Here is a 22,139-nt window from a genome sequence, read left to right as displayed (position 1 = left end):
TCAAGCCAGGTAATGACCCCGCCCCGATAGCGCGCCGAGGCGAGGTCGAACGCGGCCCGCGCGCACCACGCCATCGACCGGCGCGCGCAGCACGCCCTGGTCGATCCGGTGCTGGAGCAGCGCTACTTGCGCCTGCGCGGCCTTCACCTGCGCTTCGCCGCCCGCGACATCTTCGGCCCGCGGGCCACGCCGGGCGAGACGGAGCGCTTCGGCCTGCTCGCGCGCCCTGGCGCGCGCCGCCAGGGCCGTCTTGCTGGCATGATCGACATCCTGTGCGCTGACGCCGCGCCCCTGGGTCGAGGCGGCGATCCCGCGCAGACGCGTCAGGTCACCCTCGGCACGCGCTGCCTCGGCTTCCGCCGACGTCAGGCGCGCCTGGGCCTGGGCAATTTCCTCGGGCCGCGAGCCATTGCGCAGGCGCAACAGATTCTGCCGCTGCACCTCGCCCTGTGCTCTGGCTTCCTCTGCCTGCAGGTTGAGCGACACGGTATCGAGCGTGGCTAGGATGCTTCCCGCCTTCACGCTGTCCCCTTCCTCCGCCCGCACTTGCGCGACGCGGCCGCTGTCCTCGAACGCGAGCGAGACCTGCCGCACATCGACATTGCCCTGAAGGACAAGCTCGGTCTTGCCGGCATCTTTCCCGCCACACCCACTCAGCGCCAGTGCGGCCATGCCGAGGATACCAAGGGTGCGATTGTGCATGTGACGACTCCGGACGGTGAGGACTGCGGCGAAAAGAATCTTAGTCTAAATCAGATTTAATGTTCGACTTGTCCTACAATCCGATCCGGTTCAAGAGCAAATCATGAATGGCAAACCCCTCCGAGGCCCCCGGTCGGACGGTGCGGCGACCCGCGCGCGTATATTGGAAAGCGCTGGCACATTGTTCGCATCGCAAGGGCTGGCCTCGACCACGAGCAAGGCAATCGCCGCGAAGGCGGAAGTCGATCTTGCCTCGATCAACTATCATTTCGGCAACCGCGATGGCCTCTACCGGACCGTGCTGGTCGAGGCGCATCGACGGTTTGTACGGCTTGAGGAACTCGAGCAGATATCTGCAAGCCAGGCGATGCCCGAAGAAAAGCTTGGCACGCTGCTCGATGCCATCGTCGGCCGCCTCGCCGGGTCCTCGCATTGGAGTACTGCCGTGCTGGTTCGGGAACTTGCGGCGCCGTCCGCGCATTTTTCGGTCCTGCGCGACGAGGAAGCGCCGCCCAAGCTTCGGGTCGCGCTGCGGATATTGAGCGACGTGAGCGGGATACCCATCGGCGCGCCGGAACTGCTCTGCTGCCTGATCAGCGTGGCCGCACCATGCGCCATGCTGCTTGTCGCCGGGAACAATCTACCCGCGCCCGGCAGGGACATATTGCGGATCAATCGCCGGACGCTGGCGGACCATCTGCATCGCTTCGCGCTCGCTGGCCTGCACGCCGCCGGGCAGGACTATCGCGCACGCCATGAGGAAGATCATGCCCAATTGCCAGTCTGACGCGCGACAGCGCCAATCCGAGCGGACAATCACATCCCTGCGTAGCACTGTTGTCCTCTCCCTTGCGCCGCTGCTCCTCGCAGTGCCCGGCACGGCCATGGCTGCCGGCATGGAGGTCCTGCTGCGCGGAACCACGAGTAAGGAGGGGCAAGCTGACACCCTGGTGGAACTGCGCCTCCTAAATCCCGACGATACCGAGGACAGCATCACGCTTCCCGACCGAACCGAGGCACGAATCGATGGCTCCGAGGGCGAGAGAACGATCATCCTGATGCGATCCGCCGATACACCCGCGAACATCACAGTCGCCGCCCACGGATTTGCGGAGGCGCGCTATCGCATGCCGCCCGGCGAAGTCCGGGAAGACGCCTTGCTCTCTGTTCCGGCATGGTCGACGCAGGCCGTGCGTCTGACGCGGTCGGACACGGTTCGATTGGCCGACCAGGAAGCAACAGGCGTTCCATCCCCCGAAAGCCCGCCTGCAGCGCCGCCCACGGACAAGGCGGCCGGCAACGCCTTCCTCGCCAACCTGGCAGCCTACGAGCCCATCTATGCGGTGTATGGCCCCGGCACCAACAGCGACGCGCGCATCCAGATCAGCTTCAAATACAAGCTGTTCGGTTCCCGCGCAGCCGGCAGGGAGCCCGAGGGCCTGCACTTCGCCTATACCCAGAGAATGTTCTGGGATCTCGGTGGACGTTCCTCGCCGTTCCGCAATATCGATTTTCAGCCAGAAATCATCTACATCACGCCATCCACCAGGCTCGACAACGGGATCACGCTGGCAGCGCAGGTGGGCATTCGTCACGAGTCCAACGGGCGAGACGGCCTGGAATCGCGCAGCATCAATAGCCTCTATGTGGCGCCGATGGCGGCGGTGTCGCTTGGTGGCGGGTATCGGCTGAGCGTGGCGCCACGGCTCTCTGTCTATATCGGCGACAAGTCCGATAATCCTGATATCGTGCGCTATCGTGGACATACCGGGCTGTTCGTCGAACTCGGGAAGGATGACGGACTTCGGCTGTCCACGGCCACGCGGTTCAATCCCCGGTCGGGCAAGGCCGCGCTCAACGCTGATCTGTCCTATCCATTGCCGCGCCTGTGGAACGGCGGCCCGGATTTCTACCTCTTTGCGCAGTCCTTCGTCGGCTATGGCGAGAATCTGCTCGACTATGACCGCCATGCGACGCGTCTCAGGATCGGCGTGGCTTTAGTGCGGTAGTGTGCCGGTATTGGGCGCAACATCTCAGGAAAATTACTGCTGAAGGCATCAGGAAGACAGAAATTTGAATATCCGGCAAATCGATGCCTGAAAGTGCGATTTTGGCTCCTTTGGGTGCCGCCCCGGAAATGCTAGACTGACGTCGCGTCATGGCCTGCTTGCGCTGCCCAACGGGTCAGCGATCCATGCGCCATTTCTGTGAGAACTATCCAGACCCGCGTTCGCGAGCGCCTGCCGAGCTTGGTCGGCCGACTATGCGGTCATCGCAGATCGGCCGGAAGGGAAGGGAGGGGGAGGAGAGAGGAAGCAGCGGACGGTTAGCTGTCCGTGGCTTCCTCTCCTCAACCGCAGCACTGTCATGACGGGCACGCGCTATGTGCGCATCAAGCGCTTCGCCGAACTGACCGGCTACACCGAGAAGGCGGTCTATCGAAAGATCGCCGACGGCGTGTGGATACAGGGCCGCGAATATCGCCGCGCTCCCGATGGCAGCATCTGCATCGACCTCGAAGGCTTCCAAAAATGGGTAGAAAACGGCCAGGGACTGGCGTCGAGCCGCTGAAAAGCTGTATTCGCGTCCGCTTCCGCTGGAATGGGCGGCTCTATCGCGAAACGCTTCAGCTCCAGCCCACATCCGCAAATATCAAGGCGACCGAGCGCTTGATGGCCCGTGTCCATCAGGAAATCGATCTCGGCGTCTTCGATTATGAAAGCACGTTCCCCAAGGGTAATGCCAAACCTGACCGGAACAAATATGCGGGATTCAAGACTTACGCGAAAGAGTGGCTCGGAACGCTCGTAGTCGAGAAATCGACGATGTCCGACTATGTGTCGGCGATCAACAATGTCTGGTCCCCGGCCTTCGGTGATCGACAACTCAAGAGCATCAAGCCGAGCGAGATCAAGAAGATCATCGCCGATCGCGCGAAACATGTCAGCGGCAAGACGATCAACAACAACGTCATCCCGCTGCGCGGTATCTTCGAGATGGCGCTGGATGACGAATTGATCGACCGTTCGCCGCTGGAGCGGATCAAGAGCCAGAAGCATCAGAAACGCGAGCCGGACCCGTTCGACCGGGAAGAAACCGAACACATCCTCACCTATATGCACGAGCGTTACGACGAGCAGGTCTGGAACTGGTATGAGTTCGCTTTCGGGACCGGCATGCGCCCCAGCGAGCAGATTGTCGTCCAGTGGCGCGATGTCGACTGGAAACGCCAGTCTATCCGGGTCGAGCGCGCCCGCGTCCGGGCTGTGGAGAAATCGACCAAGACAAGGACCGTGCGCGACGTCGATCTCACTCCGCGAATGATGGCCGTGCTGCGACGCCAGAAGGCACACAGCTTCATGCGGGGCCTCGATTCGCCGATCTTCATCAACCCCGTCACAAACGCGCCGTGGCCGGATGTGCAGGATCAGCGAAAACTCTATTTCCATCCCGCGCTGCGTGCGCTTGGCATCCGCAGCCGCGATGCCTATCAAACGCGCCACACTTACGCGACGACAGCGCTGATGGGCGGGGTGAACCCGGCCTATATCGCCCGCCAGCTTGGCCACAAGAGTGCGGCGATGCTGTTCCGATACTACTCGAAATGGATCGATCACGCGGACTATGGCCGCGAAGCAGCCAAGCTCAATCAGATATACGGTTCCTGATGCGGACGTCTGGTTGGGCTGTGGGAAGGGTCTGCCTGTCGGTGGCGGCTGCCGCGACCGAATCCCTAGTCTGCTAGGCAGTTTTTAAGGTGATCGGAAAAGGGCCGGAAACGGGGGCTGGGCTGGCCCCGAAAAACGCCAAATGTGCCACAAAAGTGCCACGGGAACCGCATTCTCGCGATTCCGCCTAACAATTTCAACCACTTAGGTGGTGACCCCTACGGGAATCGAACCCGTGTTTCAGCCGTGAGAGGGCCGCGTCCTGACCGCTAGACGAAGGGGCCGTGATCGCATGTTGGCGATCAGCAGGCGGTCGCAATTAGGGGCGCTCATCATCCCCGTCAAGCGAAACTGAGGCAATTCCGTCCCGCATATAAAAAACCACCCCATGCGATTCGCACGGGGTGGCCAGGTTCAGGGAGGAGACGCCTCCAAAGGGGGAGGCGCCCATACGGCGCACCCGAAAGGGGGGCAGGTGGCCGTATGCTCCGAAGATAGGGGACGTTGACTTTCCTTTCAAGAGGAATGCAACGTCCCTGTGTTCAATTATTTATGAGCTTACTGAGCCGCAGGTTTCACGCTTCCGCGGACTGGGGCGCAACGATGCCGGCGATCGGCCCCTTGCCCTGCTGAACCTGCGCTTCGAAGATCTCGCGCATCAGTTGCAGCGAGAAAAGATGAGCGTGGATCAGAGGAAGCATCCCACTTTGGTTGATCTTGCGAAGTTGATCCCCGCGCATGTCGCGCAGCTTTTCCTCATTCACCATGCGGAAGCCGCGATAGATAAAGGGCTGTTCGCTGCCGGGAACCTGAATGGCGACCTCACCATCCATGAGAAGGTCCATTTCCTGCAATTCACGAACGAACTGGCCGGTGCGCGCGGCGGCCTGTTCGAAATCTTCGCAGAATTTCAGCACGCCCTGGGTTAACTCCGTAGGCTTGCCGTCCTCGAATAGCGGTTGGCCTTCCTCGAACGCGCCCAGTACTTCGCTGGTGGGATCGAAGCAGAGCGAAAGTTCGTCGCTGTCCGGGCGCAGCTTGGCGAGCATCCAGGGATAGCGGCGGACATAGGCCGGAACATAGGCGGGCCCACGCAGCTTGCCTTCTTCGTCGAGGAAGATGTTGACCCCTTCGTTAAGGCCCATCAGCGCGAGCGGAACCGAATCATCGCCCGCCGAAAAGATGATGGGGAGGAAACGCTGGGCGGCGACGAATTCGTCGACGGTCAGTGGAACAGCATGCTGGCTTTTCAGGAATGGCGCAGTGTCGAGCGGACGATTGCGATAATCGGCATGATCCGCGCTGCTGAGCGGAAGAAGGTCATTGTAGAAAATGGGAAGGCCGGTCGGTGCACTTGCCATGATATGCGTTCCATTCCTTCAAAGGCGGCGGTTTGAAAGGTGCCGCCGGGCTGCAAGATTGGCCGAGGGCAGTAGAGCCCTTGGCGTTGTGAGGCAATTGCTTTGTGGATGCTCGGCCTTCAGCTTTCATCAGGGCGCGGAATGAGCTTGCCGGGGTTCATAATGCCTTTCGGATCGAACGCCGCCTTGATGGCGCGCAACGCCGCGATCCGGGCGGGGGAGGCAAGGCGCCCGAGTTCGGCGCGCTTCATCTGGCCGATGCCATGTTCGGCCGAAATCGATCCGCCTGTGGCGACCACGGCATCATGGACGAAGGCGTTGATGGCCTGCCCCTGCATTGCGATCCATGCCGCGCCGTCCTTGGTCCCCTGGGGAGCGCGCACATGGAAATGCACATTACCGTCACCCAGATGGCCGAAGGAAGACGCCGTCGTACCGGGAAACTCGCGTTCTACGGCAGTCGCAGCCTCCACCATGAAGGCGGGCATATGCGAAACAGGAACGCTGATGTCATATTGCAGCGCGGGCCCTTGAGCCCTTTCCGCCTCGGAGATGGATTCGCGGATGCGCCAGAAAGCTTCCGCTTGCGCCTCGTTGGCGGCGATGGCGGCATCCACGGCGATGCCCTCCTCAAAGGCATCGGTCAACGCGCGTTCCAGCCGTTCCGCAGGGCCGGGCTCGCTTAGGTCGGCATGATCGACTTCGATCAGCACATGCCAGGGCGTTCGGGTGCCGATGGGGCAGCGCGTGCCGGGAATATGGGAGAGGACATGGCCAAGGCCATCGTCGGCGATGATCTCGAATCCTTCCACGCTTTCGCCCAGATGCGCTTCCACAAGGCGTAGAAGCGTGAGCGCGTCGGCGGGGGACCGAACGCCGACCCAGCCCACGGCCCGTACGGCAATCGCGGGAACCAGGCGGAGGGAAGCTGCGGTCACAATCCCCAGCGTCCCCTCCGCGCCGATCAGCAATTGCTTGATGTCATAGCCGCGATTGTCTTTTTTCAGGGCTTCGAGGCCATCGAAAATGCTGCCATCGGGCAAGATTGCCTCGATGCCCTCCACAAGCGCGCGCATCGTTCCATGGCGTAGGACCTGCGTGCCGCCTGCATTCGTGGAAATGAGGCCACCAATCGTTGCCGAACCCTTGGCCCCCAGGCTGAGTGGAAAGCGACGACCGACCGCTTCGGCTGCTTCATGCAAGTTGGAAAGGATAACGCCTGCCTCGCAAATCACCAGATTATCGTCGGGCGACAAATTGCGGATGCGGTTCATGCGGCGCAGGGAAAGGATAAGGGCGTTGCCGTCCGCAGGCGGCGTGGCTCCGCCCACCATGGATGTATTACCGCCCTGCGGCACAAGCGGAACGCCTAATTCCGACGCCAGGGCAACAGCCGCGGCAACCTGCTGTGTGGAAGCGGGGGCAAGGATCGCTGCCGCCGCGCCATGATAACGGCCGCGCCAGTCGGTCAGCCAGGGAGCGATATCGTCCTTCTCTGTGACGACGCCTTTCAGTCCCAGTAAGGATGTGAAGCGATCAATGATGCTTTGTCCTGTCATGGAACTGTCCTATGCCCCGGAGTTCATTGATTGTTCAACCAGTGACCGATAGCATGGCTTTCCCAAAAAGGGGTTCGGCTTGTTTCATTCCATCCTGCTGTTGCTGCTCGCGCCGACCGAGGTACCGACGCAATGGGCACAGTTAACCATTGAGCGCCGCGTTATCATCCGCGTGCCGATGGCGCGCAAAGGACGGGCGCCGGTACGAATCGCGCCTGAACTGAAGGATGCCTGGCGGGAGAAGAAGGGCCCTCGCTGTATCGCGCTTCGTTCTATACGATCCGCAAGCATCGTGGTTGCCAATGGGGTTGATCTGATCCTGGCGGATGATCATCGCTATCGCGCGCGGCTGGAACGAGGGTGCAATGCCACAGGTTTTTATTCCGGTTTCTATGTCGAGCCGGATGGGGATGGCTCCTTGTGTTCCGGTCGGGATGAATTGCAAGCGCGCAGTGGCCTCAGTTGCGGGATAGACAGCTTCAAGCGGCTGATCGCGCAGGACCCCGCTGATTGAGCAGACTGGTAGAGGCGAGGCTGCGAACGGCCCGTGCATAAGCGATTTTCTTGACAAGACGCCAATATTTACGCAAGGCGCGCGCGGTCTGTGCTGCATTGTCGCGGCACTGCATTTCCTGCATCGGACTTCTTGAATGACTTTTGCCGATCTCGGCCTTTCCGACGAATTGCTCAAGGCCGTTGCCGAGTCTGGTTACGACACGCCTACACCGATTCAGGCGCAAGCCATTCCGCCGGTCCTTATGATGAAGGACATTATCGGCATAGCCCAGACAGGCACCGGCAAGACAGCAAGCTTCGTGCTGCCGATGATCGACATTCTGGCACATGGCCGCGCCCGGGCGTTGATGCCGCGTAGCCTGATCCTGGAGCCGACGCGCGAACTGGCGGCGCAGGTGGCGGAGAATTTTGAGAAATACGGGAAGTATCACAAGCTCTCCATGGCGCTGCTGATCGGCGGCGTGCAGATGGGCGATCAGGTCAAGGCGCTGGAAAAGGGCGTCGACGTGCTGATTGCGACGCCGGGCCGCCTGATGGATTTGTTTCAGCGCGGCAAGATTCTGCTCAATGGCTGTTCGATGCTGGTCATCGATGAGGCTGACCGGATGCTCGATATGGGCTTTATTCCCGATATTGAGGAAATATGCACGAAGCTCCCGGCTCAGCGGCAGACGCTGCTCTTTTCCGCGACGATGCCCGCGCCGATCAAAAAGCTGGCCGATCGTTTCCTGTCCAATCCCAAGTCGATTGAGGTTGCGCGGCCTGCGACCGCCGGCACCAATATTACGCAGCGCTTGGTGAAGGTGGATTCGCGCAAGAAGCGAGATGTGTTGCGTAACATGCTGCTCGCGGAGGATGTCACGAGCGCGGTCATCTTCTGTAACCGCAAGACGACCGTGCGGGATCTCAACAAGAGCCTCCAGCGGCACGGCTTTCGTTCCGGCGAGATCCATGGCGACATCGACCAGTCGGCCCGCATCGCCGAACTGGAGCGATTCCGCACTGGAGACGTGAATATCTTGGTCGCTTCCGACGTCGCGGCCCGTGGGCTGGATATCAAAGGCGTCAGCCATGTCTTCAATTTCGACGCACCGTGGCATCCCGACGATTATGTGCATCGCATCGGTCGCACGGGACGCGCGGGGGCAAAGGGCGTCGCCTATACTTTCGTGACGTCCGAGGATGCGGAGGCGATCGACAATATCCAGAAGCTGATCGGCCAGAAGATCGAGACGATCGGAGCGCCTGTCGTTGAAGCCGAAAAGGAAGATCGGCGAGAGGAAAAGCCCCGAAAGAAGGATCGGCCGGTCAGCGACAGGAAATCCGTTCAACGCGCAGAACCGAAGCCTGCACCTGCGCCTGCACGCCCGCGGCGGCATGAAGCGGTGGACGAAGGGCCAGACGAAGGATGGAACGGGCCTGTTCCACAGTTCCTGTCGGTGGGCTTCAATCTCTGATTTTCTGATGGAAAGGCTGTCGGTGGGCAGCCTTCCTTACAGCAATCCCTTGGCCCGCATGCTGCTGTGCCCATGTGATCCGATAATGATGTGGTCATGAACCGATATGTTGAGCCGCTTGCCGGCTTCGACGATCTGCCGCGTAACTTCTATATCTTGCCGGCTGGGTTCGGGCGATCCGCTGGGGTGATTGTGCACCAATATCAGGGCGGCTGAACCGAGATCGATGGCGCGACGGATCACTTCGCGGGTATAGATGGCGGCCTGATCGATGGAGCCATCGCCCATATGTTCGTCGCGGATCAGCATGTTACGGCTGTTCAGATGCAATACGCGCACGCGCTCCACGCCCAAATAGGCCATATCCGCCCTCAGATAGTCCAGCAGGGCCTGCCAACTGGCCAGAACGGGCCTTTCCGCTACTTCATTGCGAAGCATACGCAGCAGGGTCGCATGCACGATCTTGATGGCGGCGATGCTTGTGTCGCCCATGCCGGGCACGCGCGCGATGGCTTGCCAATCCGCCGCCATCAACCCACCTATTCCGTTAAATTCCCGCAGCAATGCTTTGGCTAGCGGCTTGGTGTCGCGGCGGGGGATCGCAAGGGCGAGCAGATATTCGATCAGTTCATGGTCGTGGAGTGCGTCGCCGCCGCTATTTGCCAATTTCTGACGCAGCCGGGCGCGATGTCCCGCGCCATCATGGCTGACCTTGCCTTCAATATCCGCCAACTTCGCCCCCATATATGCGCCGGGACGCTATGCGTTGCGGATTTTCCGGGCAAGGATATTTAGTTTGTCTGGGACGTTATGCAGGCGTTACGGATAGAAAGAGCTGTTCGAGAGCCGGGGTTGACCAGACGGATGGAAGAAGATGACGGCGAAATGAAGGTTCGCCGAGGCTGGTTGCGCTGGCTGGGCGTAGGCGTGGGATCGCTTGCGCTGGTGCTGGCCGCGCTGTGGACGCAACGCGCGCCGATTGCTGAGAATTTCATCAGCCGGGAACTGAATCGGCGCGGTGTTCAGGCGCGCTATGATCTGGTGCGTGTCGGCCTGCGTACCCAGCGGATCGAAAATATTGTATTGGGCGATCCGGTCGATCCCGATTTCACCGCGCAATGGCTGGAGGTCGACATCGCCTTTGCTGGTGTGACGCCGCAATTGGCGGCTGTGCGGGCCGGAGGCGTGAGGATGCGCGCAGCGCTGCACGGCGGCGCGCTCAATCTTGGTGAACTCGATAAATTCCGCGATCCAGCGTCTACCGAACCGTTCAGCTTGCCGGACATAATATTGTCCCTGACAGACGCGCGTGTCCAGTTCGACACCGATGCGGGGTCGGTGGGGATGCGGATCGACGGGAAAGGCAATCTCCAATCCGGTTTCCGCGGCAAGCTTGCCGCTGTCATGCCTCGTGCGCGGTTATCCGATTGTGGCCTTGCTGGCGGTTCGGCATGGCTCGATATCAGCGTGAATGCGGGACGCCCACGTCTGTCGGGGCCGCTGCGGGGCGAAGCATTGGCGTGCCGGGGCGCGGCCACGGCCATGGCGCATCCGGTAGCCAATCTCGATGTTTCGCTTGGCAAGGCGCTGGATCGGTGGAGCGGGACGGCGCGGATCAATGGAGAAGCGCTTAAATCCAATGGAGTAGTGCTGGCTGCTCCGTCGGCCCGGATAACTTTCGATGGAACGGCCAAAAACACTGGCGGCCGCGCCAGTATCGCCGCGCGCGCCTTTTCCGCGGGTGCCGCGCAGGCCGAACGGGTGTCGCTCGACGGAGTGTGGAATGCAGGCGCGCGCGGGGCGGATTTTCAGGGCGAAGTTTCGGCGCGGAATATTCACGCCTCTGCGCGCGATCCCCTGGCCGCCATGCGCGAATCGACGGCCAGTTCGCCTGTGGGTCCTCTTGTCCGGCGTCTGGCCGATGCGTTGCAGCATGCCGGCAAGGACAATCTTCTCCAAGCACGGACGGCGATCGTCCAGCGCGATAGCGGAGGCAGTCTGGTCCTGAACGACACCCATTTCGCCGCGCGGAGCGGTGCGCGCATCGATTTGTCCCATGATGGGCGCTTCACGCTTGCTTGGCCAGGTGGGCAGGGGGCTGGCGTGGATTGGGCGTTGGACGGAGCGATAACGACCGAGGGCGGCGGCTTGCCACGAGCGGCATTGCGGCTGGCAAAACGGTCCAGCGGAGGCTTCGGCGGACAATTATTTGTCGACCCCTATACGGCGGACGGCGCAACATTGGCATTGGAGCCGGTTCGGTTCGCGGCTGGACCCGAGGGACAGACGCGATTTTCGACGGTCGTGCGACTCGACGGACCTTTGCCGGATGGCGGGATAAAAGGTCTGTCTGCTCCTGTGGAAGGCATTTTGGCATCAAATGGCGCGCTTGCCATCAACGCCCGTTGCGTACCGCTGTCTCTGATAGAGGCGCGCTATGGAGGATTCGCGCTTGGCCGGACACGGCAAACGCTCTGCCCCCTGCCGGGCGGCCCCATGCTGTCCGTTGGTGCACATGGCGTTGGTGGTGGCATGTCGGTCCGTAATGTCGCGCTTGATGGGCGCAGCGGTGCCAGTCCCATGCATCTCAAAGCGGATGAAGCGCGGTTCGTGCTGGGTAAGACCGGCTTTCAACTCGCCAATGTCGCCTTTGCAGTGGGGCCGCAGGATGCACCGGTTCGGCTTGACGCGGTGAAGCTGGACGGACGCATGGATGGACGGGGTTTTGCCGGCGGGGTCGAGGATGCAGGGGGACGGATCGGCGCTGTTCCGCTCATTGTCGAAAATGGTCGTGGCGAATGGCGTTTCGCGGACGGAGCCCTGACTTTGAAAGCGGCCTTGTCCGTGCGGGATGCGGAGCAGCAGCCGCGGTTCAATTCCCTGGATGTGCCGGACTTCATCCTGACGCTGAAGGAAGGGCGTATTGCCGCGACAGGCGATTTGCGCGCGCCCCGCAATGGCGCCTTGGTCGCGCGGGCAGACATTGTCCATGATCTTAACAACGCAAAGGGCAGGGCGGTTCTTTCCGTTCCCGGCATAGTTTTCGATTCCCGGCTTCAACCTGACGATCTGACCGGTCTGGCGCTGGGGGTGGTTGCAAACGTGTCGGCCACAGTGACCGGCGAAGGGCATATTCGATGGAGTGATTCGGCTGTGACCAGCGACGGTCTGTTCCGTACGGACAATGCTGAACTCGCAGCCGCCTTTGGTCCCGTGCAGGGTTTGTCTGGGGAATTGCGGTTTACGGACCTTTTGGGACTGGTGAGCGCGCCGGGGCAGGAAGTGCGGATCAAGTCCGTCAATCCCGGTGTCGAAGTGCATGACGGCGTGGTGCGTTATCGGCTGGAACCCAACCAGCACGTTCATATCGAGGGAGGGGAATGGCCCTTCGCCGGTGGACGGCTGGTGCTGTTACCCACCACCATGGATTTCAGCGCGAATGTCGATCGCTATATGACCTTTCGTGTTTTGGGTCTGGATGCAGGCGCATTCATTCAGGCAATGGAACTGGAGAATGTATCGGCTACGGGGACTTTCGATGGAATCATGCCGCTTATCTTCAACGCGAACGGTGGGCGCGTGGTGGGAGGGGTGCTCGTCGCTCGGCAGGAAGGTATGCCGGAATTGATGATGCCGGAGGGCGTGTTGCCTACTATTCCCTGCGATCCCACACGCCAATCCGGCGTGCTGTCCTATGTGGGACCGGTTTCAAACGAGCAACTCGGGACAATGGGCAAGATGGCCTTCGACGCGCTCAAGAACCTGCAATATAAATGCCTGACCATATTGATGGATGGCGCGCTGGATGGCGAAATGGTGACGAACGTGGTTTTCAATGGCGTCAATCGCGGGAAATTGGGTGATGCTCCGAGCGGGATTGCCCGGAGTTTCATCGGCTTGCCTTTCATCTTCAACGTGCGGATTGCCGCGCCCTTCCGGGGATTGATGGGCACGGCCCAGTCGCTCGCCAATCCCAACAGCTTGATCCAGAACAGTATCGGCGAGGAAGTGCAGCAGAAGATGCGTGAAGGGGTTGCGGTTCAGCCTGCGTCAAGCGACACTGTGCCAGACAGGGAGCGTAAATGAGAAAAGCGACGATCATAACGGCGAGTATCGCCAGCCTGGCCTTGGGGGGCTGCATTCAGGTGAAGGCACCCGACAAGCCTATCGAGATCAATCTCAATGTGAAGATTCAGCAGGAAGTTGTGGTGAAACTGCAACGCGACGCGCAGGATCTCATTCAGAATAATCCGGAGTTGTTCCCGCAATGACACGCATGATTGCAATGATCGCCGCCGGGGCCGTAGTCGCATTGGCGACGGGCCTTGCCATGAATATGCCTGCCCGCGCGCAGTCCGGCGCTGTCGCCTCGGCGATCACGGCGGGAACGGTCGGCGAGCAGGCCGATGGTTATCTAGGCATCGCCGGTTCGGTGAGCGCCGATGTCCGGGCCGAGGTCGAATCGATCAATATCAAGCGCCGTGCGGCTTATACCGACTTAGCCGGGAAGCGTGGCGTCACGGTGCAGGATGTGGCGGCCGCTACCGGCTGCCAGACGCTCAGCAGCCGGGTGAAGCCGGGGCAGGCCTATCGCATCGGCGGTGGTGCGTGGCAAACCAAGGGTGCAGGTGCTATCGCGCTGCCGTCCTATTGCGCCACGGCAAATTGATTCCGCCCTATACCGCGCGATATTTCCTTGCGCGGCATGGGGAACGACATCTCCTTCCCATGCACGGTTGACTATCCCGAAACGCCTTTCTAAACGGACCGCGCCTTGACGGGTGCAGTCGCACGCTTCATTGCCTCATTCATGAGTTCGGTCTGAACGAAGGGAGAGGCCATGGCTGCGGATACACCTGGGCAGGACCCGGCGGGGGAGGACGCGCGGATCACTTCGTTGGAGGAGCGGATCGCGCGGGCTGAACATGCCGAAAAGGTCAGACAGGGGACAGTTGAACAGCGGCCTGATGATGGGTCTCGGCTGGGCAATAGGGTTCTCGCAGAGCTGATTGGGGGTCTTGTCGGCGGCGCATTGATCGGTTGGGTTCTCGACTGGCTGTTCAATACGTCCCCATGGCTCCTGCTCGTGTTTCTCGGTCTTGGGATCGTGGTGGCGTTCAGGAATATCATCAGATTGACGACGACGAAGCGTTCCGATCAATAAAGGGACGCTTTTGTCTTAGTTTGAAGGCAAGGTACGCAGGGGTCAAAGTGGCAGAATCCGGCAAAATCGATCCGATGCACCAGTTTGCAATCGAACCGCTGTTCGGGACCGATCACCTGTCCATCGGCGGTTTCAACATCGCCTTCACCAACAGCGCGCTCTATATGGTGGCCGCCGCTGTGGTGCTGTGGATTTTCGTCATCGGCGGCATGAAGCGTGAACTGGTTCCCGGCCGCTGGCAGATGGCGGTCGAATATATGACCGGCTTCATCAAGAGCCTGTTGGTCGCCAATGTGGGCGAGGGCGGCAAGAAGTATATTCCCTATGTCTTCTCGCTGTTCATGTTCATCCTGCTGGCGAACCTGCTCGGCCTGCTGCCTCTGGGCCTGCTCGGCCTGCACCCCTTTACCTTCACCAGCCATTTCACCGCGACCGGCGTGCTGGCGATCCTCAGCTTCTCGATCGTCCTGATCGTCGGCTTCTGGAAGCATGGCCTGCACTTCTTCTCGCTGTTCGTGCCGCACGGCACGCCGCTGCCGATGATCCCGGTCATCTTCCCGATTGAACTAGTTTCCTTCATGGTTCGCCCGTTCAGCCTGGGGCTGCGACTGTTCGTCGCGATGACGGCGGGTCACGTTCTGCTGAAGGTTCTGGCGGGGTTCGTAATCAACAGCTCGAACGCGGGGATCGGCTACGGCCTGACCGTTGGGTCGGCGAGTTTCGTGCTGATGATCGGCATCAGTGCGCTGGAAGTGCTGGTGGCGGTCATCCAAGCCTATGTGTTCGCGCTGTTGACCTCGGTCTACATCAACGACGCTGAGAATCTGCACTGATTTTTCGGAATTTGTTCAACGCTTAAAAGAGTTTAGAAAAGGAGTTTACAACATGGACGCAGAAGCCGCGAAGCTGCTCGGTGCTGGTTTGGCCGCTATCGGTGCGGGCCTTGCCTCGCTCGGTGTGGGCAATGTTTTCGCCTCGTTCCTCGAAGGCGCGCTACGCAATCCCGGCGCCGCTGACGGTCAGCAGGGCCGCCTGTTCATCGGTTTCGCTGCAGCCGAACTTTTGGGTCTGCTGGCGTTCGTTATCGCCATGATCCTGGTGTTCGTGGCCTGACAACCGCTTGGGATGCGGGCGGAGAGGCCAATGTAGCCATCTTCGCCCGCGCCTTGAATTGACCGCGCCTGATCGGACGGATTCGAAATGCCTCAAATCGCGCAAATCGCCGAAACCTATTCATCCCAGATATTCTGGCTGCTGTTGACGTTCGGCTTTGTCTTCTTCGTTATCGGCCTTGGCATGGTTCCAAAAGTGCAGGGCACGGCGGATGCGCGTGACGTGAAGATCTCCGGCGACCTGGACGCTGCAAAGGCCGCTTTTGCCCGTGCTGACGAAGCAGAGGCAGATTATCGCATCCGCGATGCTGAAAGCCGCGCTGCTGCTCAGGCCGTGCTGGCAAAGGCCAAAGCGGAAGCCGCCAGGGATTCCGAACGGAAGCTGGCCGCCGCCGATGCTGAAGTCGCAAATCTCATCAGCACCGCGGAGGCTCGCATCCAGGCTGCATCCCATGCAGCCATGGAACAGATTGAAACCGTTGCCGCCGACGCGGCGCGTGACATGGTGGCTCGCATTTCCGGCGTCGATGCGTCGGAAGATGCGGCCCGTAACGCAGTAAAGGCAGCACTGGCCCATGGCTGAGGCAGCAGTACAGCATAGCGAAACAACGCCTGATTTGGGTGACGCTATTCATTCTGAGGGAATGGAGCCGGTCGGCACCGTCGCACATGAAGGCGTCGCGCCTCATACCGATCCCAAGGCAGTCGGCATGGATGCGACGGCTTGGGTCAGTCTGGCGATGCTGGTCTTCATCGTGCTTCTTCTGGTGAAGAAGGTACCGAGCCTTATTGGCGGCGCTCTCGATGGCCGTATTGCACAAATCAAGGCGCAGCTTGAGGAAGCATCCAAACTCCGTGCGGAAGCGGAGGTGTTGAAGGCGGAATATGAAGCGAAGCTGGCCTCGGCGGCTGGTGAAGCCGAAGCCATGCGCAAATCTGCGGAACATGAGGCTGAAACGCTTCTGGAAGATGCGAAGGTCAGCGCCGCTGCGCTGGTCGTGCGTCGTCAGAAAATGGCAGAGGACAAGATCGGCGCGGCCGAACGCTCTGCCATTGCAGCTATTCGTGTCAAGGCAGTGAATGCCGCCACAAGTGCTGCGGTGACGCTCATTGCCCAAGGCCATGATGCGAAGGCCGATAAGACGCTGGTCGATGGTGCCATCAAGGATCTTGGCCCCGTAGCCTGATCGGGCATATTCGGGACGAAAGGAAAGGGCTGGCGCTGGTCGTGCCGGCCCTTTCCGTTTCATGGGTCTGCCTCGTTATCGTGGGATGACACCATTGCGATCTGTGCTGCTCTCGCTATCTCAGCACTATGTCGCATCCTCAATCTCCCGACCGTTTTCACGAAGACAAAGCGACCTTTACAGTCAAGGGCAGCCAGCCCGATATTGACGCCGGCGTGGAAGCGATCCGCAATACGTTAAAGACCTTGCCTGCAAGGCCCGGCGTTTATCGGATGCAGGATGCGAGGGGAGACGTGCTGTATGTCGGCAAGGCGCGAGGGTTAAAGAATCGCGTCGCCAATTATACGCAAGTTGATCGGCTGCCCCGGCGGCTGCAGCGTATGGTCGCGCAGACCCGGTCGATGACGATCGTCACGACCAACAGCGAAGCGGAGGCATTGCTGCTGGAAGCGCAACTCATCAAACGCTTCCGGCCGCCCTATAATGTGCTGCTGCGCGACGATAAGAGTTTTCCTTTCATCCTGTTGCGAGAGGACCATACCTTTCCGCGTGTGCAGAAGCATCGTGGCGCGCGGAAATATAAGGGGCGTTATTATGGGCCTTTCGCCAGTGCCGGGTCGGTGACGCGGACGATCAATGCCTTGCAAAAGCTCTTCTTGCTGCGGTCTTGCAGCGACAGTTTCTTCGCCAATCGATCGCGGCCATGTCTGCTATATCAAATCCGCCGTTGTTCCGCGCCCTGCGTCGGGCGGATCGATGAAACGGACTATGTTGAACTGGTGCGGGACGCGCAGGACTTTCTAGGCGGCAAATCGACGGCCGTGCAGCGTAAGCTGGGCGCGGCGATGCAGGTGGCGTCGGAAGCACTGGACTTCGAGCAGGCGGCCGTGCTGCGGGATCGGCTGAAGGCGTTGACCTTCATCCAGGGAAGTCAGGCGATCAACGCCGAAGGATTGGGCGATGCCGACATCTTCGCACTGGCGACGAAGGGCGGGGCGATGTGCATCCAGGCTTTTTTCATTCGCGGCGGACAGAATTGGGGACATCGCAGCTTCTTCCCCGTCCACACGGCTGAGGTGGCGGAGGATGAGGTGCTGGCGAGCTTCATGGCGCAGTTTTATGAGGAGGTGCCGCCGCCGAAATTGGTCCTTACGGATCGTGCTCCGGCGGAGTGTGAACTGATAGCGCAGGCGCTGTCGGAACGGATCGGCGCTAAGGTGCGGATCGAAGTGCCGCAGCGGGGATCGCGAACCCGCCTGATCGAGCAGGCGCAACGCAACGCGACAGAGGCGTTGGACCGACGGCTGGCGGAGACGACGACGCAGGCCAAGATATTGGACGAGATGGCTGACGCCTTTGGGTTGGACGGGGCGCCGGACCGGATCGAGATCTACGACAACAGCCATATTCAGGGCAGTCATGCATTGGGCGCGATGGTGGTTGCGGGGCCGGAAGGGTTCCGTAAAAATGCCTATCGCAAGTTCAACATCAAGAATCCCGATACAGCGCCCGGGGATGATTTTGCGATGATGCGGGAGGTGTTCGAGCGGCGCTTTGGCCGGGCGCAGCGGGAAGACCCGGATCGCGACGGCGGCGAATGGCCAGACCTTGTGCTGATCGACGGGGGCAAGGGGCAGTTGTCGGCGGCGCGGGCGATGCTGGAGGAAATGGGCATCGAGGATGTCTGCATGATCGGCATCGCCAAGGGGCCGCATCATGGCCGGGAAGGGCGGGAGGTGTTTCATCTGCCGGATGGGCGGGAGGTGACCTTTCCGCTCAACCATCCGGTGCTGTTCTATCTTCAGCGATTACGGGATGAGGCGCACCGCTTCGCGATCGGGGCACACCGGCAGAAACGGAGCAAGGCGATTACCACCAGTTCGCTGGATGATGTGCCGGGGATCGGTCCGGCGCGGAAGAAGGCGTTGTTGATGCACTTCGGCACGGCGCGGGCGGTGAAGGATGCGGCGCTGGAGGATTTGCAGCGCGCGCCGGGGGTTTCGAAAGTGGTGGCGCGGCTGGTTTATGACTATTTCCATGAATGAGATGGAGAACTGAACGCGTTTTGACGATGGCCTGTAGGACCATGGGATTTCCTACAGGCGGCGGCCGATTTTCATGTCGCCGGGCCGGGAAAATGGGCTTTCAGGAAATCGAGCAGGACGCGGGCACGCGGAGGCAGGCGCTTGTGCGCGGGATGCACGGCGAAAATGTCGAGCGGCGCGATGTGGCTGGCCGGTAGCACCGCGGTCAGGCGTCCGGCGGCGATGTCGCCGGCCACGCGGATGGCGGGGAGGAGAGCGATGCCAAGGCCGCTGAGGGTGGCGCGATGGACCGCTTCGCTGCCGTCGCTGCGGAAGGCGCCGCCCACGATCCGTTCGTGGCCGTCGATGGTCCAGCGCGCGGGCGTGTCGCCATAGGCATAGGCGATGCACTGATGCGCGGCGAGATCTTCGGCCGAGCGCGGCGCGCCGTGCCGGGCGAGATAAGCGGGATGGGCGACGAGCAGACGCGGCAGGCTGCCCAAAGGATGCGCGACCAGCAGGTCGCTGGCGATGGGACCGACGCGCAGGGCGAGATCGAGGCGATCCTCCACCATGTCGCGCTGCCAATCGGTCATGGCAAGGTCGATGCGGAGGGCGGGGTGACGCTGCATCAGTTCGCCCAGCCTTTCGACATAATACAGGCCGAGCGCGGTGGTGACGCCGATCCGCACCGTGCCGCGCGGCTGGTCGCGCGCGGGGCCGAAATCCTCCTCCGCCCCTTCGAGCGCGTCGAGCATGGCGCGGGCGTGGGGCAGCAGGCGGTCGGCATCGGGCGTCGGGATCAGGCGGCGCGTGGTGCGATGGAAGAGGATGGCGCCGAAATGCGATTCCACCTGATCCAGGCGGCGCGCGATTGTGGTATGGCTGGCGTGCATTTCCTGCGCGACGCGGGAAAAGCTGGGCCGCTCGCAAAGACGGACGAATGTTCGGATGGAGAGCAGGAGGTCTGACATATGTGCATATTACGCACATATATTGTGCGATAAATCCCTATTGTCCGCGCCGCTGAAAAGGCGGACGGAAGGCGCAAGAAAAGCGGGTCAACATCAAGGAGAGGATGTTCATGTCGTCGGATCGCATCGCCCATGCCGGCCTCGCCGCCAAGCGGCGCAGCGCGGAGGAAGCCGCCGCCCTGATCGGCAACGGCATGACCGTGGGCATGAGCGGCTTTACCGGATCAGGCTATCCCAAGGCAGTGCCGCTGGCGCTGGCGGACCGGATCAATGCGGCGCATGAGGCGGGCGACCCTTTCCAGGTGAAGGTGTGGACGGGCGCGTCCACCGGGCCGGAACTGGACGGCGCGCTGGCCAAGGCGGACGGGATCGAGTTCCGCCTGCCCTATAATAGCGACCCCATTGCCCGCGAGCGGATCAACCGGGGCGAGATGCAATATTTCGACATGCATCTGAGCCAGGTGGCGCCGATGGCGTGGCAGGGATTCCTGGGCGATCTGGACATTGCCGTGGTCGAGGTGACGGGCATCACGGCGGACGGCGCGCTGATCCCTTCGGCGTCGGTCGGAAATAACAAGACATGGCTGGACCGGGCGAAAGGCGTCATATTGGAGGTCAATCGCTGGCAGAACCCCGCGTTGGAGGGGATGCACGACATTTATTACGGCACGGCGCTGCCGCCGCATCGCGTGCCGATCCCGCTGGTCCACGCCGACGACCGGATCGGGGAACCGCATTTCCGCTGCGATCCCGACAAGGTGCTGGCGGTGGTGGAAACGGATTCCCCGGACCGCAATGCCCCCTTCTCTCCGCCCGATGCGAAGGCCCATGCGATCGCCGGGCATCTGCTGGAATTTCTGGGGCATGAGGTGAAGATGGGGCGATTGCCCGCATCGCTGCTGCCGCTGCAATCGGGGGTCGGCAATATCGCCAATGCGGTGCTGACCGGCCTGATCGACGCGCCGTTCGAAAATATGGTCGCCTATACCGAAGTGATACAGGACGGGATGCTCGACCTGCTGGAAGCGGGCAAGCTGCGTATGGCGAGCGCGACGGCGTTTTCGCTCAGCCCCGAAGCGGCGGCGCGGTTGAATGGCGACATGGCCCGTTATCGCGGCAAGATGATCCTGCGCCCGCAGGAGATCAGCAATCATCCCGAACTGATCCGGCGGCTGGGCTGCATCGCGATGAATGGCCTGATCGAGGCGGACATTTACGGCAACGTCAATTCCACGCATCTGATGGGATCGCGCATCCAGAACGGCATTGGCGGATCAGGCGATTTTGCGCGCAATGCCTTCATTTCGGTGTTCATGACCCCATCAACGGCCAAGGGCGGCGCGATTTCGGCCATCGTGCCGCATTGCAGCCATGTCGATCACATCAACCAGGATGTGCAGGTGATCGTAACGGAGCAGGGGCTGGCGGACCTGCGCGGCCTTGCCCCGCGCCAGCGGGCGGAGCTTGTCATCGGGAAATGCGCGCATCCCGATTATCGCGACATGCTGAAGGACTATTTCGCGCGGGCGATGCAGGGTTCCTATGGCTTGCAGTCGCCGATGCTGCCGGGCGAGGCGCTGGCATGGCATCAACGCTATATGGATAGCGGAAGCATGAAGGCGTAAGGGAGGCTTGTGCCCGCCCTTGTCACTTCTGCCATCGTTTGCGCCTTGCGTTCCCATGGGGAGCATGGGGCGATTGCGCGGTTGTTGACGCCCGATCACGGGTTGATGGCGGGCTATGTGCGAGGCGGGCGGTCGCGGGCGATCCGCCCGGTGCTGTTGCCCGGCAATGCCGTGAAGGCGGAGTTCCGGGCGCGGACGGAGGATCAGCTTGCAGGCTTGACGGTGGAGATGGCGCATAGCCGCGCGCCCTTGCTGGCGGAGCCGCTGGCGGCCGCCGCGATTGATTGGGCCTGCGCGCTGACGGCGGCGGCCCTGCCGGAGGGGACGCCCTATCCGGCGCTGTATCAGGCTCTGGACGGCGTGCTGGGCGCGGTGGAGGCGGCTCCGGCGGCGCGGGGATGGGCGGTGGCGCTGATCCGGTATGAATTGCTGATGCTGGCGGAACTGGGCTTTGGGCTGGACCTGACGCGCTGCGCCGCGACGGGCGGTGGCGAGGATCTGGCCTTTGTCAGCCCGCGGAGCGCCGCGGCGGTGAGCCGGGCGGCGGCCATGGGTTATGAGGACAGATTGCTGCCGCTGCCGCCTTTCCTGATCGAAGGAGGCAGCGGGGAGTGGGCCGAGATATTGGACGGGCTGCGGCTGACCGGCTTTTTCCTGGAACGATCGGTGTTGACGGAGCGGCGCGCCGATGTGCTGGCCGCGCGGGAAAGGCTGGTCGACAGGCTCAAAAGGGCGGTTGCGTAACCGGCGGCGGCTTCATATGGCGGCGGCGACAAAAAGTTCAGGAGTT

At 61.5% G+C, this 22,139-nt stretch carries 22 protein-coding genes and 1 tRNA gene; 17 read left to right on the top strand and 6 right to left on the bottom strand.

Annotated features, from left to right (window positions below; genetic code table 11):
• A complete protein-coding gene (locus ATN00_RS14645; RefSeq protein ID WP_231746290.1) occupies positions 1 to 702 on the bottom strand; it encodes an HlyD family secretion protein in 702 nt (233 codons plus the stop codon).
• 103 nt (positions 703 to 805) lie between these two features.
• Here ATN00_RS14645 and ATN00_RS14640 point away from each other — a divergent pair, with 103 nt between their 5' ends.
• The 4 genes from ATN00_RS14640 (at position 806) to ATN00_RS14625 (ending at position 4,370) form a co-directional block, all read left to right on the top strand.
• Positions 806 to 1,489, top strand: coding sequence for a TetR/AcrR family transcriptional regulator (locus ATN00_RS14640; protein WP_062066034.1), 684 nt, complete (start codon positions 806 to 808; stop codon positions 1,487 to 1,489).
• On the top strand, positions 1,458 to 2,711 hold the full coding sequence (locus ATN00_RS14635; RefSeq protein ID WP_231746289.1) for a phospholipase A: 1,254 nt from the start codon (positions 1,458 to 1,460) through the stop codon (positions 2,709 to 2,711). Before ATN00_RS14640 ends, ATN00_RS14635 begins: the two co-directional genes overlap by 32 nt.
• A 358-nt stretch (positions 2,712 to 3,069) precedes the next feature.
• Entirely contained in the window at positions 3,070 to 3,273 is a 204-nt protein-coding gene (locus tag ATN00_RS14630) for a hypothetical protein (protein ID WP_062066025.1), read from the top strand.
• A complete protein-coding gene (locus tag ATN00_RS14625; protein ID WP_062066023.1) occupies positions 3,234 to 4,370 on the top strand; it encodes an Arm DNA-binding domain-containing protein in 1,137 nt (378 codons plus the stop codon). Before ATN00_RS14630 ends, ATN00_RS14625 begins: the two co-directional genes overlap by 40 nt.
• Positions 4,371 to 4,579: 209 nt before the next feature.
• Here ATN00_RS14625 and ATN00_RS14620 read toward each other — a convergent pair.
• From ATN00_RS14620 to ATN00_RS14610, 3 genes are all read right to left on the bottom strand, one after another.
• Positions 4,580 to 4,654, bottom strand: a tRNA-Glu gene (locus ATN00_RS14620).
• 291 nt (positions 4,655 to 4,945) lie between these two features.
• Entirely contained in the window at positions 4,946 to 5,731 is a 786-nt protein-coding gene (locus ATN00_RS14615; RefSeq protein WP_062066020.1) for a SapC family protein, read from the bottom strand.
• Positions 5,732 to 5,850: 119 nt separating this feature from the next.
• Positions 5,851 to 7,290: an FAD-binding oxidoreductase gene (locus ATN00_RS14610; protein ID WP_062066017.1), complete on the bottom strand. Its 1,440-nt coding sequence runs from the start codon at positions 7,288 to 7,290 to the stop codon at positions 5,851 to 5,853.
• A gap of 79 nt (positions 7,291 to 7,369) precedes the next feature.
• Here ATN00_RS14610 and ATN00_RS14605 point away from each other — a divergent pair, with 79 nt between their 5' ends.
• Both ATN00_RS14605 and ATN00_RS14600 read left to right on the top strand, forming a co-directional pair.
• The gene (locus ATN00_RS14605) at positions 7,370 to 7,804 is read left to right on the top strand and encodes a hypothetical protein (protein ID WP_062066014.1); all 435 of its coding nucleotides are present in this window, start codon (positions 7,370 to 7,372) and stop codon (positions 7,802 to 7,804) included.
• Positions 7,805 to 7,940: 136 nt separating this feature from the next.
• Positions 7,941 to 9,263, top strand: coding sequence for a DEAD/DEAH box helicase (locus ATN00_RS14600; protein ID WP_062066010.1), 1,323 nt, complete (start codon positions 7,941 to 7,943; stop codon positions 9,261 to 9,263).
• Positions 9,264 to 9,299: 36 nt separating this feature from the next.
• Here ATN00_RS14600 and radC read toward each other — a convergent pair whose 3' ends face one another.
• Entirely contained in the window at positions 9,300 to 9,995 is a 696-nt protein-coding gene (gene radC, locus ATN00_RS14595) for a RadC family protein (RefSeq protein ID WP_062068857.1), read from the bottom strand.
• A 132-nt stretch (positions 9,996 to 10,127) separates the two neighbouring features.
• Between radC and ATN00_RS14590 the strand changes: the two genes are divergently transcribed.
• The 9 genes from ATN00_RS14590 to uvrC all read left to right on the top strand — a co-directional run bounded on the left by ATN00_RS14590 (position 10,128) and on the right by uvrC (position 18,771).
• A complete protein-coding gene (locus tag ATN00_RS14590; RefSeq protein ID WP_062066007.1) occupies positions 10,128 to 13,349 on the top strand; it encodes an intermembrane phospholipid transport protein YdbH family protein in 3,222 nt (1,073 codons plus the stop codon).
• Positions 13,346 to 13,534, top strand: a complete 189-nt coding sequence (locus ATN00_RS14585; RefSeq protein ID WP_062066004.1) for a YnbE family lipoprotein — start codon at positions 13,346 to 13,348, stop codon at positions 13,532 to 13,534. The genes ATN00_RS14590 and ATN00_RS14585 overlap by 4 nt, the downstream gene beginning before the upstream one ends.
• The gene (locus ATN00_RS14580; RefSeq protein WP_062066001.1) at positions 13,531 to 13,932 is read left to right on the top strand and encodes a YdbL family probable chaperone protein; all 402 of its coding nucleotides are present in this window, start codon (positions 13,531 to 13,533) and stop codon (positions 13,930 to 13,932) included. Before ATN00_RS14585 ends, ATN00_RS14580 begins: the two co-directional genes overlap by 4 nt.
• A 171-nt stretch (positions 13,933 to 14,103) precedes the next feature.
• Positions 14,104 to 14,427 (top strand): AtpZ/AtpI family protein, encoded by a 324-nt coding sequence (locus ATN00_RS14575; RefSeq protein WP_062065998.1) that lies wholly within the window; start codon positions 14,104 to 14,106, stop codon positions 14,425 to 14,427.
• A 47-nt stretch (positions 14,428 to 14,474) separates the two neighbouring features.
• Positions 14,475 to 15,260, top strand: coding sequence for a F0F1 ATP synthase subunit A (locus tag ATN00_RS14570; protein ID WP_062065997.1), 786 nt, complete (start codon positions 14,475 to 14,477; stop codon positions 15,258 to 15,260).
• Between the two features lie 52 nt (positions 15,261 to 15,312).
• Complete coding sequence (locus ATN00_RS14565) at positions 15,313 to 15,540, top strand: F0F1 ATP synthase subunit C (protein WP_021240110.1); 228 nt, start codon at positions 15,313 to 15,315, stop codon at positions 15,538 to 15,540.
• Between the two features lie 87 nt (positions 15,541 to 15,627).
• Positions 15,628 to 16,122 carry a F0F1 ATP synthase subunit B family protein gene (locus ATN00_RS14560; RefSeq protein WP_062065994.1) on the top strand — a complete coding sequence of 165 codons (495 nt, stop codon included), beginning with the start codon at positions 15,628 to 15,630 and terminating at the stop codon, positions 16,120 to 16,122.
• Positions 16,115 to 16,726, top strand: a complete 612-nt coding sequence (locus ATN00_RS14555) for a F0F1 ATP synthase subunit B family protein (RefSeq protein WP_062065991.1) — start codon at positions 16,115 to 16,117, stop codon at positions 16,724 to 16,726. Before ATN00_RS14560 ends, ATN00_RS14555 begins: the two co-directional genes overlap by 8 nt.
• A 128-nt stretch (positions 16,727 to 16,854) precedes the next feature.
• On the top strand, positions 16,855 to 18,771 hold the full coding sequence (gene uvrC / locus ATN00_RS14550; protein ID WP_062065988.1) for an excinuclease ABC subunit UvrC: 1,917 nt from the start codon (positions 16,855 to 16,857) through the stop codon (positions 18,769 to 18,771).
• A gap of 71 nt (positions 18,772 to 18,842) precedes the next feature.
• Here uvrC and ATN00_RS14545 read toward each other — a convergent pair whose 3' ends face one another.
• Entirely contained in the window at positions 18,843 to 19,724 is an 882-nt protein-coding gene (locus ATN00_RS14545) for a LysR family transcriptional regulator (protein ID WP_062065986.1), read from the bottom strand.
• 110 nt (positions 19,725 to 19,834) lie between these two features.
• Here ATN00_RS14545 and ATN00_RS14540 point away from each other — a divergent pair, with 110 nt between their 5' ends.
• Together ATN00_RS14540 and recO are read left to right on the top strand one after the other, a co-directional pair.
• On the top strand, positions 19,835 to 21,349 hold the full coding sequence (locus tag ATN00_RS14540) for an acetyl-CoA hydrolase/transferase family protein (protein WP_062068855.1): 1,515 nt from the start codon (positions 19,835 to 19,837) through the stop codon (positions 21,347 to 21,349).
• 9 nt (positions 21,350 to 21,358) lie between these two features.
• Positions 21,359 to 22,093 (top strand): DNA repair protein RecO, encoded by a 735-nt coding sequence (gene recO, locus ATN00_RS14535; RefSeq protein WP_062065983.1) that lies wholly within the window; start codon positions 21,359 to 21,361, stop codon positions 22,091 to 22,093.
• Positions 22,094 to 22,139: the final 46 nt, after the last annotated feature.

The sequence above is a fragment of the Sphingobium baderi genome (assembly GCF_001456115.1).
Classification (GTDB): domain Bacteria; phylum Pseudomonadota; class Alphaproteobacteria; order Sphingomonadales; family Sphingomonadaceae; genus Sphingobium; species Sphingobium baderi_A.
Note: the sequence above shows the minus strand (reverse complement) of the source record. Positions and strands in the feature narration are given on the sequence as shown.